At 60.3% G+C, this 19,679-nt stretch carries 16 protein-coding genes; 7 read left to right on the top strand and 9 right to left on the bottom strand.

Features of this window, described 5'->3' with window-relative positions; all coding sequences use genetic code 11:
- The first annotated feature begins 77 nt into the window (after positions 1-77).
- Positions 78-731, top strand: a complete 654-nt coding sequence (locus tag ACXAIC_RS01685; RefSeq protein ID WP_475172918.1) for a DUF2848 domain-containing protein — start codon at positions 78-80, stop codon at positions 729-731.
- Positions 732-771: 40 nt separating this feature from the next.
- Complete coding sequence (locus tag ACXAIC_RS01680; RefSeq protein ID WP_475172916.1) at positions 772-2,040, top strand: amidase family protein; 1,269 nt, start codon at positions 772-774, stop codon at positions 2,038-2,040.
- Positions 2,041-2,128: 88 nt separating this feature from the next.
- Here ACXAIC_RS01680 and ACXAIC_RS01675 read toward each other — a convergent pair whose 3' ends face one another.
- A complete protein-coding gene (locus ACXAIC_RS01675) occupies positions 2,129-4,192 on the bottom strand; it encodes a M10 family metallopeptidase (protein WP_475172913.1) in 2,064 nt (687 codons plus the stop codon).
- A gap of 593 nt (positions 4,193-4,785) precedes the next feature.
- Between ACXAIC_RS01675 and ACXAIC_RS01670 the strand changes: the two genes are divergently transcribed.
- Genes ACXAIC_RS01670 through ACXAIC_RS01655 form a run of 4 tightly spaced genes read left to right on the top strand, consistent with a single transcriptional unit; the run spans position 4,786 to position 10,573 of the window.
- A complete protein-coding gene (locus tag ACXAIC_RS01670; RefSeq protein ID WP_475172911.1) occupies positions 4,786-5,700 on the top strand; it encodes a LysR family transcriptional regulator in 915 nt (304 codons plus the stop codon).
- A 55-nt stretch (positions 5,701-5,755) separates the two neighbouring features.
- Positions 5,756-7,447 carry a sulfatase-like hydrolase/transferase gene (locus tag ACXAIC_RS01665; protein WP_475173013.1) on the top strand — a complete coding sequence of 564 codons (1,692 nt, stop codon included), beginning with the start codon at positions 5,756-5,758 and terminating at the stop codon, positions 7,445-7,447.
- 1 nt (position 7,448) lies between these two features.
- Complete coding sequence (locus ACXAIC_RS01660; RefSeq protein ID WP_475172908.1) at positions 7,449-9,578, top strand: TRAP transporter permease; 2,130 nt, start codon at positions 7,449-7,451, stop codon at positions 9,576-9,578.
- A 17-nt stretch (positions 9,579-9,595) separates the two neighbouring features.
- Positions 9,596-10,573: a TAXI family TRAP transporter solute-binding subunit gene (locus ACXAIC_RS01655; RefSeq protein WP_475172906.1), complete on the top strand. Its 978-nt coding sequence runs from the start codon at positions 9,596-9,598 to the stop codon at positions 10,571-10,573.
- A gap of 80 nt (positions 10,574-10,653) precedes the next feature.
- Here the strand turns inward: ACXAIC_RS01655 and ACXAIC_RS01650 are convergent, their stop codons facing one another.
- The 8 genes from ACXAIC_RS01650 to flgB all read right to left on the bottom strand — a co-directional run bounded on the left by ACXAIC_RS01650 (position 10,654) and on the right by flgB (position 17,136).
- Positions 10,654-10,989: a cupin domain-containing protein gene (locus ACXAIC_RS01650; RefSeq protein WP_475172904.1), complete on the bottom strand. Its 336-nt coding sequence runs from the start codon at positions 10,987-10,989 to the stop codon at positions 10,654-10,656.
- A 55-nt stretch (positions 10,990-11,044) separates the two neighbouring features.
- Entirely contained in the window at positions 11,045-13,594 is a 2,550-nt protein-coding gene (cckA, locus tag ACXAIC_RS01645; protein ID WP_475172902.1) for a cell cycle histidine kinase CckA, read from the bottom strand.
- 162 nt (positions 13,595-13,756) lie between these two features.
- A complete protein-coding gene (gene flhB, locus ACXAIC_RS01640) occupies positions 13,757-14,836 on the bottom strand; it encodes a flagellar biosynthesis protein FlhB (RefSeq protein ID WP_475172900.1) in 1,080 nt (359 codons plus the stop codon).
- A 9-nt stretch (positions 14,837-14,845) separates the two neighbouring features.
- Entirely contained in the window at positions 14,846-15,619 is a 774-nt protein-coding gene (fliR, locus tag ACXAIC_RS01635; protein ID WP_475172898.1) for a flagellar biosynthetic protein FliR, read from the bottom strand.
- Between the two features lie 33 nt (positions 15,620-15,652).
- The gene (gene fliQ / locus ACXAIC_RS01630) at positions 15,653-15,919 is read right to left on the bottom strand and encodes a flagellar biosynthesis protein FliQ (protein ID WP_475172895.1); all 267 of its coding nucleotides are present in this window, start codon (positions 15,917-15,919) and stop codon (positions 15,653-15,655) included.
- 23 nt (positions 15,920-15,942) lie between these two features.
- Positions 15,943-16,257 carry a flagellar hook-basal body complex protein FliE gene (gene fliE, locus ACXAIC_RS01625; protein WP_475172893.1) on the bottom strand — a complete coding sequence of 105 codons (315 nt, stop codon included), beginning with the start codon at positions 16,255-16,257 and terminating at the stop codon, positions 15,943-15,945.
- Between the two features lie 32 nt (positions 16,258-16,289).
- On the bottom strand, positions 16,290-16,700 hold the full coding sequence (gene flgC, locus ACXAIC_RS01620) for a flagellar basal body rod protein FlgC (RefSeq protein ID WP_475172890.1): 411 nt from the start codon (positions 16,698-16,700) through the stop codon (positions 16,290-16,292).
- A 31-nt stretch (positions 16,701-16,731) separates the two neighbouring features.
- On the bottom strand, positions 16,732-17,136 hold the full coding sequence (flgB, locus tag ACXAIC_RS01615; RefSeq protein WP_475172888.1) for a flagellar basal body rod protein FlgB: 405 nt from the start codon (positions 17,134-17,136) through the stop codon (positions 16,732-16,734).
- A gap of 442 nt (positions 17,137-17,578) precedes the next feature.
- Between flgB and ACXAIC_RS01610 the strand changes: the two genes are divergently transcribed.
- Positions 17,579-19,618, top strand: a complete 2,040-nt coding sequence (locus tag ACXAIC_RS01610) for a DNA polymerase III subunit gamma/tau domain-containing protein (RefSeq protein WP_475172885.1) — start codon at positions 17,579-17,581, stop codon at positions 19,616-19,618.
- Positions 19,619-19,679: the final 61 nt, after the last annotated feature.

Here is a 19,679-nt window from a genome sequence, read left to right as displayed (position 1 = left end):
ATTGCCTAAGCCGCGGCGCGAAGCGCGCCCGGCTGCGGCCCGGCTTCTATAAAATTAAGACGTCCGGAGACCCTTTCATGATTTTTCAAACCAGCACCGGAGCGCTGACCTGCACCCCAGACCGGCTCGTTGTGGCAGGCTGGACCGGCCGGGACCGGGCCGCCGTGGACCATCATATCGAGGAACTGGCCGCCATCGGTGTGCCCGCCCCCTCAACAGTGCCACTCTATTATCAATGCGCCCCGTCTCTTCTGACCCAGGAGGAGCACATACAGGTTCTGGGTACGCAGACCTCCGGCGAGGCAGAGCCCTTTGTTCTGCGCCATGAGGAAACCACCTGGCTGGGGCTCGCCTCCGACCATACGGACCGGGCACTGGAAGCCCATTCCGTCGCAGCCTCCAAACAGATCTGTGCCAAACCTGCCGCAAAGACACTCTGGTCCTTTGACGAGGTTGCCCCCCATCTTGACCAGCTTGAGCTGCGCTCCTGGATCAAGGAGGACGGCAATTGGGTGGCCTATCAGGACGGCACCCTGGCCTCGATCCTGCCGCTGGTCCAGCTCATGGAGGGGGCCGCTCTGGCCGATGGCACAGCCCTTTTATGCGGAACCTTGCCGGCGATCGGTGGTGTACGTCCGGCTGCCACCTTCAAAATGTCCCTGACCGACCCGGTGCGGGACCGGTCGATGGAAGCGCAATATCAAACCGCTTCCCTGGAGATCATTTCGTGATATCCAAATCACCCCCAAGGCATTGACAGGATAATAACCCATGAGCGCAGCGTTTCCCTGGACACCTGAAACCACCCCTGCCCGGCTGGAGGAGGCTTTGGACAAAGCCTGCGGGGACGCGGCAAAGGGCGTTTTCCTGAAGCTCCTGTCCGGGCGCGCCCGGACACAGGCCCAAGAGGCTGTTCGCACAGACAGCCCTCTGGCAGGCGCCCTGGTCAGCGTGAAGGCCCTGTTCGATGTGGACGGCGAGGTCACCACATCGGCAACGAAAGTGCTGGCAGACGATCCCGCCGCCACAGCCGATGCGCCTGCCATCGCCCGCCTGGACGCGGCTGGAGCGGTCTTGACCGGCCTCACCAACATGTCCGAATTCGCCTATTCCGGACTTGGTCTCAACCCCCATTACGGCACCCCGGCCAACCCGGTTTTTCCGGGCTGTGCGCCCGGAGGGTCCACCAGCGGCGGCGCGGTCTCCGTTGCGCTGGGCCTGTCCGATATTGCCATTGGCAGCGACACTGGCGGATCCTTGCGCATTCCGGCCGCCTTCACCGGGATCACGGGCTTCAAGCCGACCCAGGCCACGGTCCCCCTGACCGGCGGCAAGCCGCTGTCGGACAGTCTCGACAGTTTCGGGCCGATGGCCAGCTCCGTTGCGGCCTGCGAGCTTGCCTGGCAGGTCATGGCAGGCAGGAACACGGTCCCCGTGCCCCCCGCCGCAGCCCGGCTGATCATTCCGTCAAATTTCGGCTTTACCGAGATGGAACCAGCCGTTGCCGAAGGGTTTCAGGCGGCGGTGCAGGCCTTGCGCGCAGCCGGGCTGGACATCATCGAAAAGCCGCTGGATACCATCGCCCTTTATGACACGGTCCCGACCTGGCACATGACGTCCGTGGAATCGCGCGCGCATTATGAAGCCCATTTCCAGGCCTCCCCCGGCCAGTTCGACCCGCGGGTGCATGCGCGCATGGGCCGGGCTGCGGAAATCTCCGCCATCGAATACCGCCAGACGCTGAACCGGCGGACGGAGTTCATTGCAGCCTTTGCGCAAGAACTCGGCAATGACATGCTGCTGCTGCCGACAACGCCCATCCTGCCGCCGAAGATTTCCGATCTGTCAGACGATGATGCCTTCAACCGCCTCAATCTTCTGGCCCTGCGCAATCCGTCTCTTGCCAATGTGGCCGATGCCTGCGCCATCGCTCTGCCCTACACCCATGCGGGCACAACCTTGAGCGCCATGCTGATTGCACCGGGGGGTCGGGACGAGAACCTGCTGGCCTGCGCAAAGAAACTTGAAGTAAATTTTTAGGAAAACCAATGAGAAACCTGTTCTAAATAAAAAAAACCCTGCGCAAGCCCCATCAGGCATGCGCAGGGATTCAGTGTCTCAAACCGGATCACACAAACGCAAAATCATCTGCCTGCATCACCGTGCCATCGGCGAATTCGTAATTGTCGATTTCAGCGCCCAGGTCATTGACCCGAAGCTGCCCGGCGCCGTTTGCCCAGCTCAGAAGCATGTTGTTGGCCGCATCTTTGGTGGCCACAAGATCATCCAGCGTCAGATCCGTGAACAGCAGCTTGTCGAGGCCATCTCCAACCAGTTCGACAATGTCGATCCAGCCATTGTCAGCGCTGACCACAAAAGTGTCATCGCCAGCACCGCCTTCCATCTTCTGCCAGCCGCCAGACGAAGCGCCGGCTTCCAGCCGGTCATTGCCCGCCCCGCCAACCAGCGTATCTGTACCGCCGCTGCCCGTCAGAATGTCATTGCCGCCGCCTCCGTCCAGGACATAGTCGATGCTGGCATCATTGCCGACCACCCGGTCGTCTTTCTCAGCCCCCTGGAACACTTCAAAGCCGTACCAGGACAGGCCGGTTGTGTTGAACCGGGACCCTGCCTCAACGATCAGCGTGTCCGTACCCGTGCCGCCAATATCAAGCGGTGTGCCATTGTCCCAGAACTTGTCGCCGCTGGCATAATAGACGGTGTCATCCCCGGCGCCGCCAAAGACCGTGTCGCTGCCCCAGCCGCCGCGCAGAATATCATTCCCGGCCCCGCCCAAAAGCGTGTCATCCCCCGCATTGCCGGTGAGGGTGTCGTTGCCGCCGCCGCCTTCCATCACATAGTCCACGGAGCCATCATTGCCGGTCACCCGGTCGTCGCGGCCCGCGCCGATGAATTTCTCAAAGCCGTACCAGGACAGGCCCGAGGTGTTGAAGACGGACCCGTTTTCGATGATCAGCGTGTCGGTTCCGGCCCCTCCAACATCCTTGGGGGTGCCATTGGTCCAGAAATAATCGCCATTGGTGTAATAAACTGTGTCGTCGCCTGCCCCGGCAGACATGTCATCGCGGCCATAGCCACCACGCAGAATGTCATTGCCCGCCCCGCCGGTCAGCGTGTCATCCCCGCTGTTGCCGTTCAGGATATTGCTGGCACTGTTGCCGACAAGAACATCATTGCCCGAGCCGCCATTGGCATTTTCAATCACCGTACCGCGCGCAATGATCAGGTTGCCCGTCTTTCCGGCCACATTGGAAATGGCTTCCTGGTTGAGATCGATCTTCTGGCTGGCCGAATAGTGCGAATAGTCCAGAAGATCCGTCCCGCCATTGTCATAGATCGTCAGGGCCACCGCGGAGTTCGGATCAAATCCGGAGGCCGCTTCGGAGTCGAACACCGCCTCCAGATAGCCACCGGCATTGGAATTCAGGCCATAGACCGTGTCGCCGGTGCGAATGGTGGTTGGCGTGCCGTACAGATCCTGAACCGCGATGATATCGGCGACCATGGGCGTGACCGTATAGGCAAAGCTGGCATTGACGGAAGTGTTTGCCGTCTGGCTGAAATAGGACATCACACTGGCCTGCCAGCTGTCATTGGCATAGTGGTTGTCGACGCCATAGGTGGCAGAGCCATTGTAATTGCCCGCGTGGGTAAGCCCCAGCGCATGGCCGATTTCGTGAATATAGGCCTGGAAGGAATAGCTGTTGACACTCGTCCCGTAATTGCTCAGCCAGGCCTTGGACACGTTCACATTTGCGGAAATCAGATCCCCGTTGCCATACCAGGAATAATTGGCGTAAGCCCCGCTGTCCTCGTCATCAAACGTGATCTGCGCCCCGCTGCTGACAAAGGAAAACGTCAGTCCGGTGACATTCTCCCAAGCTTCCAGAGCATAGGTCGCAAGGGTCTTGGCGGCGCTGGTCAGGCCGGTGATATCAACCGTGATCGTGCTACCGGGTCCTGCATTGAACGAAATCGGCGCCCCGCTGGAGGTTTGCTGTTTCAGCTCATTTGCAATCTGGTCATTGGTGTAGACGGGCAGCGGAGCCGACGACACGCCGCTGGATGGGGCGCCCTCATTGGCCTGGGGTCCGCTGCCGTCATCGCAGCTGAACCCGGCCACGACCGGAAAGTCTTTGGTTCGGCCGGTGGCGGAACAAAGTTCACACATATCGATCTTGCCTCATGTGACTGTGTCAGATCCGATGAATTGCAGGGCGCTTGAACCTCCGGCCACGGATAACCGGCCCTGTCTGTGCAGATCCGGTTATAAAGCTCACCCTCGCCATCCGCTCCCGTGGGATGTTCCCACCTCAGAGGGATTGCACTTCATCGGGCGCAGCCTAGGAAGAGGACGGCAAGAACTCAAGTGAAAAACAAATAAATTTACACCACTTTAAAATATAAAATAAATAATCAACGATTCTTGTTCTATTTTTATTTCAAAATAAATACATAAAACAAAACAATGACATAAACATATCAAATTCCAGAACGGAAATTCTCTCAAAAACACCAAAAACCCCTTGCGCACCGGTTACATTTTGACCCCTGCGCTTCGGCGTGATGCTCCGGAGCCAGGCGCTTTACCTATTACGCCATCCCACAAGGCCCTCTGGCCGGAATTGCTGCCAGGTTCTGAGCCCGACGGCCATGAGCCGAAAACCCGGTTCACAGGACAGGTTCCGGCAATTGCAGCGCTTCTTTTCCGCGCTGCGAGCCCCTATGCTTTGTCAGCACTGCCCGCCTTGTCAGGAGCCTCAGGTGAAACCTCAGCATGTTGAACTGATCGTGGCTATTGCCGAAATGGGCAGCCTGGGGGCCGCCGCAACCCGGCTGAACAGAACCCAGCCAGCCGTCACCAAGGCCTTGAAGGCCGTTGAAACGGAACTCGGCGCTCCGATTTTCTTCCGGGCCTCCTATGGTGTTGTGCCGACGTCCGAGGGTCAGGTGATTGTCGAACGCTGCAAGAAGATTGCCGTCGACATCCGGAAGCTCAGAGAGGAAGTCGCCCAGGTCCAGGGAGACTATGTGGGCGCGCTCGACATCATTGTCTCGCCCCTGGCCGCCATGAAGATTGTCCCGCCGGTCTTGCGGCGGTTCCAGCACCGGTTTCCCAATGTGAAAATCGGGATTTCGGGCGGCCATGCCCCGGCCGCCTTTGCGCCCCTGCGCCGGGGCGAAGCCGATTTTGTCCTGGGCCCCTCTCCCGGGCCGTCAGATCTGCCCGGCCTGGATCCGGCCCCGCTCTTTGAGACCTCGATTTCCATCCTGACGGGGCACGGATCGCGGTTTTTGAAGGCCCGGGATCCTGCCGATCTGCAAGACGGCCGCTGGATCATGATCGGCCCCAAGGAAAGGCGTCCCGTTTATTATCAGTTCTTTGAAGAGCGCGGGCTCCAGCCCCCAGAACCCTTTACCCGCTCCGACTCCGTCCTCAGCATTCTGGCCATGCTGGAGGGAACCGAGCTCTTGTGTTCCTTTCCGTCCCTGCCGATCCAGGAACTACGCACGAAGTGGGATGTTGATGTCGTTCCGATTGCGGCGCCGCCGCCCAGGGTCTCAATTGCCCTGACCAGCGCCAGGGACCGCATTCTGACCCCCGCCGCCATCGCCTTTGCAGATCTGGTCAAAACCCATTGCAAGGCGTGGGCTCAAGGTGCAGCCACAAGCCCATAACTTTTTCTCCAGTTTTGGAAAAGTAGTTATTTGTTGGATATGAGTCTTTTTGCGTATGCTCCCGGATGTGGAACTTGGGAGGGATCCGCTGAATATTCTTTTCATCATGTATGACCAGCTGCGCTTTGACTATTTGAGCTGTGCAGGTCACCCGCATTTGCAGACGCCGAATTTTGACCGGGTTGCCAGCCTGGGCGTCCGCTTCACCAACGCCTATGTCCAGTCGCCGATCTGCGGCGCCAGCCGGATGAGCACCTATACCGGCCGCTACACCTCGTCCCATGGCGCTCAGTGGAACGGCTTCCCCTTGCGCGTAGGCGAACTGACCATGGGCGACCACCTACGCGCGCTCGGCATGGACTGCTGGCTGATCGGCAAGACCCATATGGCCGCCGACCGGCAAGGCATGGCGCGGCTCGGCCTCAGTCCGGACAGCGTGATTGGCGCCCGCCAGGAGGAATGCGGCTTCGATGTCTGGGTCCGCGATGACGGTCTCTGGGGCCAGGGCCCGGACGGATTTTATGATGAAAAACGCTCTCCCTATAACGAATATCTGAAATCGAAAGGCTATGAGAGCCAGAACCCCTGGGCCGACTTTGCCAATGCGGGCGTTGAAGAGGGCAAAGTGGCGAGCGGCTGGATGTTCGACAATGCCGACAAGCCCGCCAATATCCGGGAAGAAGACAGTGAAACCCCGTGGCTGACCACCCAGACGATTGACTTCCTGACCCGCGCGAAGGGGCGCTGGTGCGCCCATGTCAGCTATATCAAGCCCCATTGGCCCTATATCGTTCCGGCCCCCTATCACAAGATGTTCGGCAAGGAGCACATTCAGCCGGCCATCCGCCATCCGGGAGAGCGCACCGCACCGCATCCGGTCTACGGGGCCTATATGGACAATGCCATCGCCAAAGCCTTTCAGCAGGACGAGGTGCGCGACAAGGTCATTCCCGCCTATATGGGCCTGATCAAACAATGCGATGATCAGCTCGGGCGGCTCCTGGATCATCTGGAGGCAACGGACCAGATGAAAGACACGATGATCGTCCTGACCTCCGACCATGGCGATTATCTGGGCGATCACTGGCTGGGCGAAAAGGACCTCTTTCACGAACCGTCGGTGAAAGTGCCCCTGATCATCTACGATCCCCGCACGCAGGCCGAGGGCACCCGGGGCACCACCTGCAGAGCCCTTGTGGAGGCGATTGATCTTGCTCCAACCTTTGTGGAAGCCGCCGGAGGCCAGGTGCCCGGCCATATACTCGAAGGCCGGAGCCTGCAGCCCTTTCTTCACGGCCAGGCCCCGCAGACGCGGGACTATGTGATCAGCGAATATGACTATTCGCCCACCCCGCAATGCGTCAAACTGGGCCTGGAGCCGCGTGATGCGCGCCTGTTCATGGTCTTTGACGGGCGCTACAAGATGATGCACGCCGAAGGCGGCTTCCGCCCCATGCTGTTTGACCTTGAGACCGACCCTCAGGAATTCCATGATCTGGCCGGCCAGCCGGAGCACCAGGACGCAATCGACCGTCTTTATGGCTATCTTGCGGACTGGGGACGGCGGCTTGCCCAGCGGGTGACCATGTCAGAAGACGCCATCAAGGCCATGCGCGGACAATCCGCCAGAAAGGGCATCCTGCCTTTCCTGAAGGATGGCAGCGAAGTGCCGGACGAGATGACACAAGCCTATCGCGGGCCAGTCGCGCAGGACCACACGCGCAAGACGGCCCCGGGTGGAGAGTGATGTGACCAAAGAAGAGGACAGACCGGTAACGACCCCGGCCCAGCTCCCCGCACGCCCCCTCAACGAACGCCTCTCAGACGGGCTTGCGTTTTGCTTTGCGCTGGTGATCGTCCTCTACGCAGCCTCCGGGCCGATATCGGAATTCGTGCGCTTTGTCATCGAGGTGACCACACCGGCATTTGACGAGCTCTCCCGCCGGGACCAGCGGCTTCTCCTGCGCGCGCACTGGCTGGGCAGCAGCTATCGCAGCTTCGAAAAGAGCTTTCTGCTGCCGACCGGCCTCATTCTGGGCCTGCCCATCCTGTTCGCCTATGCCACCTGCCTGCTGACCTTGCACAAAAAGCCGTCCTGGCACTGGGCGAACTGGGCTCTGACAGCCCTGGCCCTCACCGCCTATCTGTCCTGGATCGTCAAGATCTTCGCCACCGATGGCGGCGCCCTTCCCGCTGCCGAGCCGCTCGACTATGTGATGTTCCCGCTTGCGACCGCCATCACGCTCTATTTGACCTGGCGTCTGTTCGGCGGGTTCATCGTGGCGTTCTGCCTGTTCTGGATCGTGTATTTTTTCATCCGCGGCGTCCTCCCGGACTGGACAGGCATCCTTGCCGGGTCGGAGGCAACCTTTCAGCAAAGCCTGCTGGCCATGGTCCAGAATTTCTGGGCCCAGACCGGCGGCATGTTCGGCCAGCCCCTGCAGGTCGTCTCCGGCAATGTGCTGATCTATATCGTGTTTGGCGCCGTGATGATGGCCTCCGGCGCCGGGGACCTTTTGCTCAAGATCGCCAACCGGCTTACCGGCGGACTGGTCGGGGGGGCCGCCCATGCGGCCATCGCCAGTTCGGCCCTATTCGGCACGCTGTCCGGCGCGGCGATCTCCAACGTCGTCTCGACCGGCGTCATGACCATTCCGGTGATCAAGAAATCCGGGTTCCGGCCCGCCTTTGCGGGGGCCGTGGAAGCGGCCGCATCGACCGGCGGGCAGGTGATGCCGCCGGTCATGGGCGTCGTTGCGTTTTTTGTCGCCGGTCAAATCGGGCTGGAGTACCGCTACATTGTCGTCGCAGCGATCCTTCCCGCCATCTTCTATTATTTCGGCACCTTCCTGACGGTTTTCTTTGAAGCCAGGAAACTCGAGATCGGCAAACTGCCGCTGTCAGACCGGCCGCCCCTCACCGGCCGGGACCGGGTCCAGTGCCTGGTCTTCATCATTCCCCTTGGCGTGCTTACCTATTTTCTGTTTGCCCAGCCATCTGTACCCAAAGCAGGGTTCTTCGGCCTGGTTGCAGCGCTTGCCACCGCGCTTGTTCTCTTTCCCGTTTTCCGCTCCGGCCGCGCCCTTTGGGCAGCCTTTGTGGCCGCCGGGCGCATGTCCGCCTCCATTGTTGTCATTGTGACGGCGATCGGGCTGATCGTAGGCCTCATCCAGGTGTCCGGATTCTCCGGACGTCTTGCCCAGCTGCTCACCGAGCTGGCCAGCGGCCCACTGCCCATGGTGCTTGCGGTGGTCGCGCTTGGCTCCATCGTGCTGGGCATGGGGCTGCCCCCTGGAGCCACCTATTTCATCATCGTGATTGCGCTCAGTTCGGGAATCGAGACCATAGGTATTCCTCCGCTTACCCTTCATCTGTTTGTCGTTTTCTTTGCCGTCATGTCGACGGTCACGCCGCCGGTCGCCCTTGCGGCCTTCGCTGCGGCCCCTATTGCCGGAGCCGATCCGGTGCGGACCGGATTTCAGGCTGCCCGCATCGGTATTGCCGGTTTCCTGATCCCCTTTGTCTTCGTCTATCATCCGGCCGTTCTGTACAAACTTCAGGTTCTGTTTGTCTGGTTCGGAGAGGACGCACCAGACAGCCGGGCCATGCTGGACATTGCCAGTGTCGGCTGGAACGGGTTCTTCTGGATCATTGCAGCCTTTGCCCTGGCCATGTGGATGCTCGCCTCAGCGCTGACGGGCTTTGACCGCAAATCCCTGCCGGTTCCCGAACGCATCGCCCGCGCCGGGCTCGGCCTTCTTGTTCTGGTTCCAGAGCCCTTTACCGCTGGCAGCGCCGTGACTTTAAGTGCCCTGGTCCTAGCCAGGCACTATCTGCTGGCCCGGCCGGAGCCCAAAGACCAGACAACATACGCATGACCAAGGGAGGACATATCATGCGCAGACTGAGCCTTGCGGCTGCTCTTGCAGCAGCGCTTTTTGCAACCCCATCACAGGCAGAAGACATCACCTTGAAAATGGCCACCATTGCCCCAAGCCTCGGGCAAGCCATTACAATGGCCACCTTCGCCAATATCGTGACCGAAAAGCTCGACGGCGTCACGATTGAAGTTGCGGCAGGCGGCGCGGCCACCGTGCATATGCTGGAGGTTGCCAAAGGCAACCTGGATATGTCCATGGGATCCCCGACGATCCATATGCTGCTCAGCCAAAAGAAGGCGATGTACAAGAACACGCAGAACAATGAAGAGCTGGCCCAAAATGTCAGCCAGTTGATGGCCTTTCCCTGGGGCGCCTATCATTTTGCGGTGCGCGCTGACAGCGGCATCGACTATCTGGACGACATTGAAGGCACCACAGTGTTTCTCGGCCCGCAAGGCGGCGGTGCTTTCAACGCGGCAAAGGGATGGATTGAGGCCACCACCGGCCTTAAGGAAGGCGAGGATTATGACGCCATCAAAGCCAACTGGAAAACCGGCTTCCAGGCATTTCTGGACGGCAAGATCGACATGTATGTGAATGGCTGCATCGATCCGTGCCAGCAATTCATCCAGTTCACGGAAACGGAAAAGGTCCGCTTTATCGGCCCGGAAGATGACAGCGGTGCGGCCGTCGACACTTTCCTGGGCAAATTCCGCCACCGGGCCGAGGTCCCGTCAGGGCTTTACGCCAACCAGGTCAATGAAGGCCCCGTCAAATCCAACGACACGGGCGTCAGCATTGCCGTCAGAACGGATCTGGACGAGGAACTGGTATATCAAATGACAAAGACCTTCTGGGAAAACATCGATTCCATCACCTCCGACGCGCCCTGGGCCAAGGCCCTGACACCGGAATACGCGGCAAAGGCGGAAGGCACCATCAAGCTGCATCCGGGCGCCGCCCGTTACTACAGGGAGATTGGCGCCCTCTGAAGGACCCGTCCAAAAGACGCGGCCGGGCCCGGGAGCGTCCGGCCGCTCTGCCACTCCCCTTATCTGAGCAACCCTGACCATCAGCCCCTGAGGCCATAGCGGTCCGGTTCCTCGAACACATCAATGGCCTTGGATCCGGCCTTGATGACCGCCCCGTGCTCCGTGCCGCTTGGAATGTCCCAGACCGCACCGGGACCCAGGGTTTTCGTTTCACCGCCAATGGTGAATTCTATCTCGCCGTCCACAAGTGTGCCCCATTGAGCCAGATGGGAATGGGGCGGCAGCACCATGTCCTTGTGAAATTCGAAAAACACGACCAAACCGGCCTCTGAGCGGATCGCGTGGGAAGTCACCACATCCTCTGGAAACGGAATATCCAGAGCAGGAAAATTCTTAATAAAATCAGGGAATTGCATGAGTTTCCTCCAGCCGGAACAGATGTTTCAATCCGGCCAGAGTGCCCTTTGACGTCTAGCCGTTCAAGACATCTTTCACCGTGGTCGCCAGCTGCTTGAGCGTGAAGGGTTTGGGCAGGAAGAAGAACTGTTCGCCTTCGGGAAGGTTTTCCTCAAAGGCATCTTCCGCATAGCCGGACACAAAGATGATCTTCAGGTCCGGCTGGGTCTTGCGCAACTCCACCAGAAGCGTCGGCCCGTCCATTTCCGGCATCACCACGTCAGAGACCACCAGATCTATCTGGCCATCCGTCTCTTCCATCACTTCCAGGGCTTCGTTGCCGGACCCGGCCTCATAGACCGTATAGCCGCGCGAGGCGAGCGCACGGGCGCCGAAGGCCCTGACAGCCTCTTCGTCTTCGACCAGCAGGATCGAGGCGGACCCGGTCAGGTCGGCCACCTTTTCCGTCTCGGCTTCCTTCGGCTCCGGCTTCTTTTCTTCCACGAATTCGGGAATGTGTCGCGGCAGGAACAAACGGAAGGTCGTGCCGAGATCCACTTCCGAATTGCAGAAGATGAACCCGCCGGTCTGTTTCACGATGCCATAGACCGTGGACAGGCCAAGGCCGGTGCCCTTGCCGACTTCCTTGGTGGAGAAGAACGGATCGAAGATTTTTTCCATGATTTCCGGCGGCATACCGTGGCCCGTGTCTTCCACTTCCACCAGCGTATATTCGCCCGCAGGCATGCCCCGTGTGTTGTCGAACTGTGTCGACTCGTCCGCCGACACATTGCGTGTGCGGATGGTCAGGCGCCCGCCCTCGGCCATGGCGTCGCCCGCATTCACGGCCAGATTGACAATCACCTGTTCCAGCTGGTTGAGATCGGCCATAACGGGCCACAGGTCCCGGCCATGGATCACTTTCAGCTCCACTTTCTCGCCCAGCAGCCGGTCCAGCAGGATCGACAGATCTGCCAGCACATCGTTGAGTTCCAGTTGTTGCGGACGGAGCGTCTGGCGGCGCGAGAAGGCCAGCAACTGGCGCACAAGGCCCGCTGCCCGGTTGGCATTCTGCTTGATGTTCATGATGTCCTGGAAAGACGGATCGGTCGGCCGGTGGCTCGCCAGGAGCAGATCAGAGAAGCCGATGATCGCCGTCAGAACATTGTTGAAGTCATGGGCGACCCCGCCCGCCAGCTGGCCGATGGCCTGCATCTTCTGGCTCTGGGCGAACTGGGCCTCAAGGGCGCGCTGCTGGGTCGTCTCCAGGGCATAGACGATGGCCGTTTCCCCATCGCCCTCTCCTTCCTGCACCGCAGAGACATAGAAGGTTGCGGAGCGCGGATCGTTGCCTTCCACCAGCGGAATGTCGATAGGAGCGATTTCGCCGATTCCCTTGGCAGCAGCCGACAGGGCCTTGGACAGCTCTTCCCGGCCGCTTTCGGCAATATAGGCTTCCAGCTTCGGCGCGCCATCCGTGGAATCGACCGCCCCGAACAGTTTCAGGAACGGTGCATTGGTGCGCAGCACCCGGCCCTCACTGTCCAGCGAGGCAATGGAAATCGGCGTGTTGTTGAAGAACCGGGCAAAGCGGACTTCGGCCGCCCGCAGCGCTTCGGAGGCTTCCTCGCCGCGTGACCGGTTGAGCACGAGCGTGCGGCTGTCGCCCGCCAGGCCGTTTTCCCCGAACGGCACCCGGTGCAGCAGGCGCACGGCCAGCCCCCGGCCATTTCGGGTGACAAAATCAAGATCAAACGTTTCGCTCTTGACCTCGCCCGCCTGCCCCTTCACGGAGCGGATCAGCTCTGTGCCGTCGCCGCGCACGATTTCGCTCAGATCCAGATCGCCCGCGTCGAACTGGGCCAGATCATAGCCAAGCCAGTCGGCCAGCGTTGCGTTCAGATAGACAATGCGGCCGCTGGCATCACAGGAGAAGAACCCGGCCGGGGCATGGTCGAGGAAATTGATAACCCGCTGCAATTCCTGGAAAGAATTTTCCTGCTCCGCACGGTCCCGGGTAATGTCGGAAATCTGCCAGATAGCCATCGGCTTGCCGCCGCGCTCCGCAGAAGCTGGAAGCGGGCGTACAGAGACGCGGTACCAGCGGGCCTGACCTTCAACCCGGCCAAGCGGCACCGACATGCGGATTTCTTCCTGGGCCTTGCGGCCGTCACGCATGGCCTGGGACAGACGGAAAATAGCATCCGCCGCATCCGGATCGGAGGAAAACACCCGCTCGACAACGCGGATGTCCGCGGCCGTATCCGCCCCGGTCAGATCCGCATAGGCCTTGTTGGCATAAACAAGACGGCCGTCCATATCCGTGATCAGCGCGCCGTCATCCATGGTGTCGACAAAGGTGGAGGCCAGCGGATTGGATTCGCCCGGACGGGCGGACAGGCGCAGAAAGCCAATGGCCCCGGCAAACAGGCAGAACACGCCGACCACAGCCAGGATGCCGAGCAGCGCCAGAATGAACGGCTGGGCAACGTCCCGGTCCATAACCGTAAAGGCGGCCGCCGCGCCCACAAGCAGCAGCGCCAGCCCGATCAGCAGGCCAATATTGCCGGACCGCTCCGGCCGATTGATCATCGGCCCGCTTGGCGCCCCGTCCAAATCACTCATTCATCCAGTCTCCCCGGACCGATTCGTCTTAGAAACGGCCATGTATAAGCATTCTGTGCTTGCCACCCGATTTCAACCGGTATGACAGCTGCGCCGATTGAAATTCACGCGTTTAGAGGCCCTGGCGCCACATACGTCACCGGCAAAGCGCGGCGCTGCGGTCTATTTGGCCCGCCACGCGGCGCGGCGGCGCATCCTGAAGACGAATCCGATCACCTCGGCAACCGCCTTGAAATGCTCTTCGGGCACTTCATGGTCGATCTCAACCGTAGCATATAGCGCACGGGCCAGCGGCGGGTTCTCCACGACCGGGATCTCGTTCTCCTTGGCAACCTCACGGATTTTCAGGGCAACCGCATCCGTGCCCTTTGCCAGGCACAAGGGCGCTCCCATGCCTTGTTCATATTGCAGGGCCACCGCATAGTGGGTCGGGTTGGTCACAACCACGGTCGCCTGCGGCACCGCCGACATCATCCGCTTGCGCGAGCGCTCCATGCGCAACTGGCGGATCTTGCCCTTGACCTGCGGATCCCCTTCGCTCTGCTTGTATTCTTCCTTCACTTCCCGAAGGGACATCTTCTGCTTATTGAACCATTTGTGCTTCTGATACATGAAGTCCGCGCCCGCGACCACAGTCATCACGGCCAGAATCGCGGCCAGCATCTGCAGGACCAGAACCCGGGTTTCCTGCAAGATGATGCCGGTTTCGGCAAAGATGATGATTTCCGCCTCGTCCCGGTGCGGCCAAATCACCGCCACCATGACCGCCCCGACAAGCAGGATCTTCGCCATGCCCTTGGCGAAATTGACCAGACTGTCCCCGGAGAACAGCCGCTTGAAACCGGAGGCCGGTGACACCTTGGACAATTTGGGCTTGATGGTTTCCGCCGTCAGCAAGGGCTGATGCTGCACAAGGTTTCCCGCAACCGCCATGATGACAAGCGCAATCAGCGGCAAGCCGACAATGAGCGCAACCGACTGTCCCGTATCGCGCCACAGGGCTTTCAGGGCATAACCGTCCACAGCGATCTGGTGCGAATGTTCCAGATATCCCTTCATCAACTCACCAAGGGACGAGGCAGCGCCCGGCGCGAAGATCGCGATCATCAGGGTCGCTCCGGCCAGGGTAAACCAGGTGCTGACTTCCTGCGATTTGGGAACGTCCCCCTTGTCATGCGCTTCTTTCAAGCGCTTTTGCGTGGGGTCCTCTGTCTTTTCTGAGTCGTCGCTGTCGTCAGCCATGGCGCAGCTTCACCCTACTATGAATTTGCCGAGCGCACTCTGGAAATGCTCGAGATAGAACATCATCAGGGTTGCGATCAGTGCCATAAGCAGGAAAAAGCCGATGGCAATATTCACTGGCATGGCGATAAAGAAGATCTGCATTTGCGGCATCAGCTTGTTGAGCAGGCCAAGGCCGAAATAGAAGACCAGTCCGATGACAAGAAACGGCGCGCTCATGCGCACCGCAATCGTAAACACATGGGCGACCGTCTCGGTCGCGTTCTGGGCAAAATCCCCGACCGGCGGCAATTTTCCAGGCGGAAAAATCGTGAAACTGTCGTGGATGGCCGCGATGACCAGGTAGTGGGAATCAGAGACAAACACCAGCGTGATGCCCAGAACAGCCAGGAAGTTGCCATAAAGCGCGCCCTGCTGCCCCTCATTGGCAATATCGGTTCCAAGCGCGAATGCCAGACCGGACTGGTTGGCCATGATGACACCGGCAATCTGCAGCACCGAGGTGATCAGCTTGGCACATAATCCAATGCTGAAGCCGATGGCCAGCTCTCCGAACACAAGGGCCAGAAGCTGCGGAAAATTGGAGGTCAGGTCCGCAGGATAAAGCGATGCGGCAACCGGATACATGACAAGCGTAAGTGCAAGGGCAATGGTCAGGCGGAACCGGGTCGGGATCGAACTTTCCCCAAGGGCCGGCAGCAGCATGACCATGGTGCCCAGTCGGGCAAAGATCAGCATGAAGGCAGCCGCCACATCGGGCAGGAAGTCGAGCGTGACCGTCATGGGCGCGCGCTCACAATGGCAGACGGCACAGCCCTACCCCGTTGTCAGGATCAATTCGGTCACCCGCCCCATGAACGCTTCCAGAAGCTGGCTCATGAAGGGCAGCGTGATCAAAATGGTCACGAAAATCGCCAGGATCTTGGGAACAAAGACAAGGGTCATTTCCTGGATCTGGGTCAAGGCCTGAAACAGTGCGATCACCACACCGACCACAAGACCGACCACCATGACCGGACCGGCCACGAGGATCATGGTCCAGACGCCTTCGCGGGCCAGATCAAGAACTTCACCAGATGTCATTGCACGGCCCCTTCCAGGCAAGATCAGATCGGCATCCGCATGATTTCCTCATAGGCGGAAATAACCCGGTCGCGGACCGTCACCATGGTCTCAAGAGCCACTTCGGTTTCCGCAACAGCTGTCACGACGTCAACCACACCGGTCTTGCCCTCGATCATGCCGATGGCCTTCTGGTCGGCCTGCTGGCCCTGGTCGACAACCGTTTCAACCGCATCTTTCACCATTTGGCCGAAATCCATGGCGGACCGGTCCGCCGGGCTGTCCTCAATGGCCTTGGCCTGCTGCTGCAGCCGTGCGGCCATCTGATACGCATTGTTTGCAATTGACGGCGTGCTCATAGCCCCATGCCCTCTTAACTGAATTTACCGGGTCACGCCCGCAGGATGTCGATGGTCCGCTGCAGCATGCGCCGCGTCGATTCGATGACGTTCAGATTCGCTTCGTAAGACCGCTGCGCTTCGCGCATATCCGTGGTCTCAATCAGCGTGTTCACATTGGGCTGCAACACATAGCCCTTCTCATCCGCAGCCGGATGGCCCGGCATATAGGTGGACTTGAACGGGGACGTGTCCTCGGCAATCTTGCCCAGTTCGACCGTTTCAGCACCAATTTCCTTGTCGAAATGGCTCTGAAAGGTCGGGATCTTGCGCCGGTACGGCTCTTCTTCCGGGGTGCGCGCGGTCGAATTCGCGTTGGCGATGTTCTCCGCGATGACTCGCATGCGCCCGTTCTGTGCCTTCAGCCCGCTGGCTGATATGAACAGGGATTTGATCAGATCCATCGTGCAGATCTCCTCTTATAAATCATCAGCCTCAAGCGTTCTTGGAGAGCGCGGTGCGGATCAGTCCCAGCCCTTTGGTGTACAGCATCGTGGCGGCCTGGAAGTCCATCTGGTTCTGCGTGATGTTCATCATTTGCTCTTCCAGATTGACGCTGTTCCCGTTCGGTGTGATTTCAAAGCCATCCCGTTCTTCCACCTTCGTGGCAATCGTTCCGGTCATTTCTCCTGAAATGTGGCCAACCTCCGTGACGTCCGTGGACAGGCCAGCTTCCTGCAGACCGATATGATCACCGAACGAATAGCTTTTCACGTCCCGGGACTGGTATCCCGGGGTGTTGGCGTTGGCGATGTTCTCCGCCAGAACCCCTTGCCGTGTCTGGTGCCACTGCATTTTTGACTTCAAGGCCTGAAACAGCGGCAGATCCATCGCACCCATGTCATTCACCATTCGTTAACCTGATAGGCAATCATTGCCGACCAAATGGTTAATGAAGGGTTAACGCCAAAAACACACATCGCACGAAACCCTTCAGAAACCGGTGGAGGAGATCAACTTTCCTTTGCATTTCGCAAAATCAAGCCCTCTGGAACGGGCAATATTTGCCTGCTTCTGTTAACTTTCAGGAGTAGTGAGATTCGAAGGGCGTCAGCAAGCACATCAGCGGACCTGTCGACAGAAGAAACGGCGCCAGAGGCGCCGAAACGACCGGCCGGACTGCGGAAAGACAAAAAAGTGCAAGCCAATCGGGGCGAGCGGGGCACCCCGGGACGTCCACCGGAAGAACTGGGGATAAACCGATCGTTCCCCACATCCGGCGAAGGGCCCAGATAACAGGCGATCGACTTGACGTCCGCAGGCGGGGCGGCACGAGGAAAAGATGTACAACTGGATTGAATCGACTTTCAACGTGAGCGGCGGCGTGACCCAGGCAATCGCGGTGGTTCTGGCGCTGGCGGCCGTACTGCTGCTCTTCAGCCTCTTTGTGTTTGTGCTCAAACGGCTGATGGGCACAAACCTGCCCCATCCCAAGAACCGGCAACCCCGGGTGGCGGTCATGGACAGCACCGCAGTCGATGCCCGGCGGCGCCTGGTTCTGATCCGGCGGGACAATGTCGAACACCTGATCCTGATCGGTGGCCCGAGCGATGTGGTGGTAGAACAGCAGATCATCCGTAGCGCGCCCATTGTCCAGCCCCGTGCCGGACAGCACACGAACGCCCAGGCACAGCCCCCCCTGCCCCAGCAGGCAGCCTCAACCTTGCCCGGCGCCCTCAAGATGCCCATGGCTCCGGGACCGGATATTCCGCTGCGCCCGGATGAGACTGCCGTTCAAGCGGCGGGCCCGTCCGCCCCTCAAAGCGGCCTGTCAGGCGCTTCATCGGCAGAGGACACCCTGCAAAGCAGCAGCCTCGCCGATTCTGCCCGCGCCGCCATCGCTTTGAAGGCCTCGGTTCCCGAACTGGACCTGCCCAGAAAAGCGCCCAAGCCGGAGCCACGCTCCTTTGATGCTCCTGCGCAAGCAAGCCCGGTCGAGGCTCGTCCGGCGCCAGCCGGCCCGGCCCTGGAGATATCTTCCGCCCCCACGCCGGAACCCGCTCCGAAAGAAGACACGCCGTCCGCGTCCCGGCTGAAGGCCCCCGTGGTCAATGGGCCCTCCAACCGACAGCGCAACGGCCTTGCCGGGGCGCCCAAAGCCCCCGTCGCAGCCACCCCTGCAGCTGCCAAGGCCACACCGGAAAAAGAGACAGACGCGCCGCAACCTCTCACCCGGGCCGCCGCCTTGTTGCGGGCCGCCACGCAAAACGGGTTCAACCGCGCCAGTCCGGCCACTGGCAAGACCGCAAACGGTCAAACCCCGGCTCCAGCCGAAACCGCCGTTCACGCGGAGGGCAGCGTCCCGAAAATGCCTGGCATCATCCCGGCTCCTTCCGGCAAGCCTGCAGAAACGTCCTCTCAGCAGGGCGGCGCGGCCGGGGCGGCTTTCCAGTCCCTGGCCAAAACCCTTGGCGGCCGCGAACGCGCGCCCCAGAGCGGCCATTCCATCACCCCCCCTGCCTCCGGCCCTGCCGCGCGGGCGAAAACCGCACTGCTAAAGCCAGTGGAACCAGCCCAGGCAAAGAAGGTTGAGCCGGTCCTTGCCGCTTCAGCCAGCCCCGCCGTTGTGCCCCCTGCATTCCGCACAGAGGCAGCAGCGGAAAAAGACACTCCGGAGATCAAAGTTCCTGACGCTGGCCCGGCAACGGCTGCAACTGATGGATCAGATGTTGCAGCCGCCCAGACCGGCCCAGCCTCTGACCCTGCTTTGGTCGGCGGCACGGCAAATGGGAGCGCGTCTCCGGCCTCACTACAAGCCCCGAAAGCGCAAGACACGCCGGATGACGGCGCGCCCTCCCTCAACGGCGCAAGTGCTGCCGAGAACACGGGTCCGGCAACCGCTGACACAGCGATCCCTGAAACAGCGGTCCCTGAAACTCTGGCCCCCGAAAATCCAGCACAGCCAGAGACCGGCGCGTCTGAAAGCAGCGCCCGCCCCGCCGCGCCCCTGGACGCACCAGAAGCTGCGGCCGCTTCAAACGGATCTGAGCCGCCCCCCAAAGACGCTGCCACCGGACAGGTCGATTTGGACCTGGAACTCGGCGACCTGATCGAAACGGAAACGGAAGAGGTTCAAAAAGCCCCCGCCGGCAAGCTGGAGAGTGTGACCGCAACCGAACAGCCCGCGGCCCAGACGCAGAGCCAGATCAAACCGGCCTCCCCCGGCCTGACCTCCAGCGCCGCTGGCAGGCTGGACATTTCTGCTGGAAAGGCCAGCGATCCAAAGCCCCCGCGTGTCGTGCAGGGATTGGGAGACCGCAATCCGATTGAGGATGAGATGGCGAAAATTCTCAACGAACTGGGCGGACAGCCGAACCAATGATCAAGCTCCGATGCGCAGGGGCCCTGTCCCGGGCCCTGAAGATTGCGCTTGCGCTTCTGCC

The sequence above is a fragment of the Roseibium sp. AWQ4_254 genome (assembly GCF_056161025.1).
This window is presented reverse-complemented; position numbering and strand designations above follow the sequence as displayed.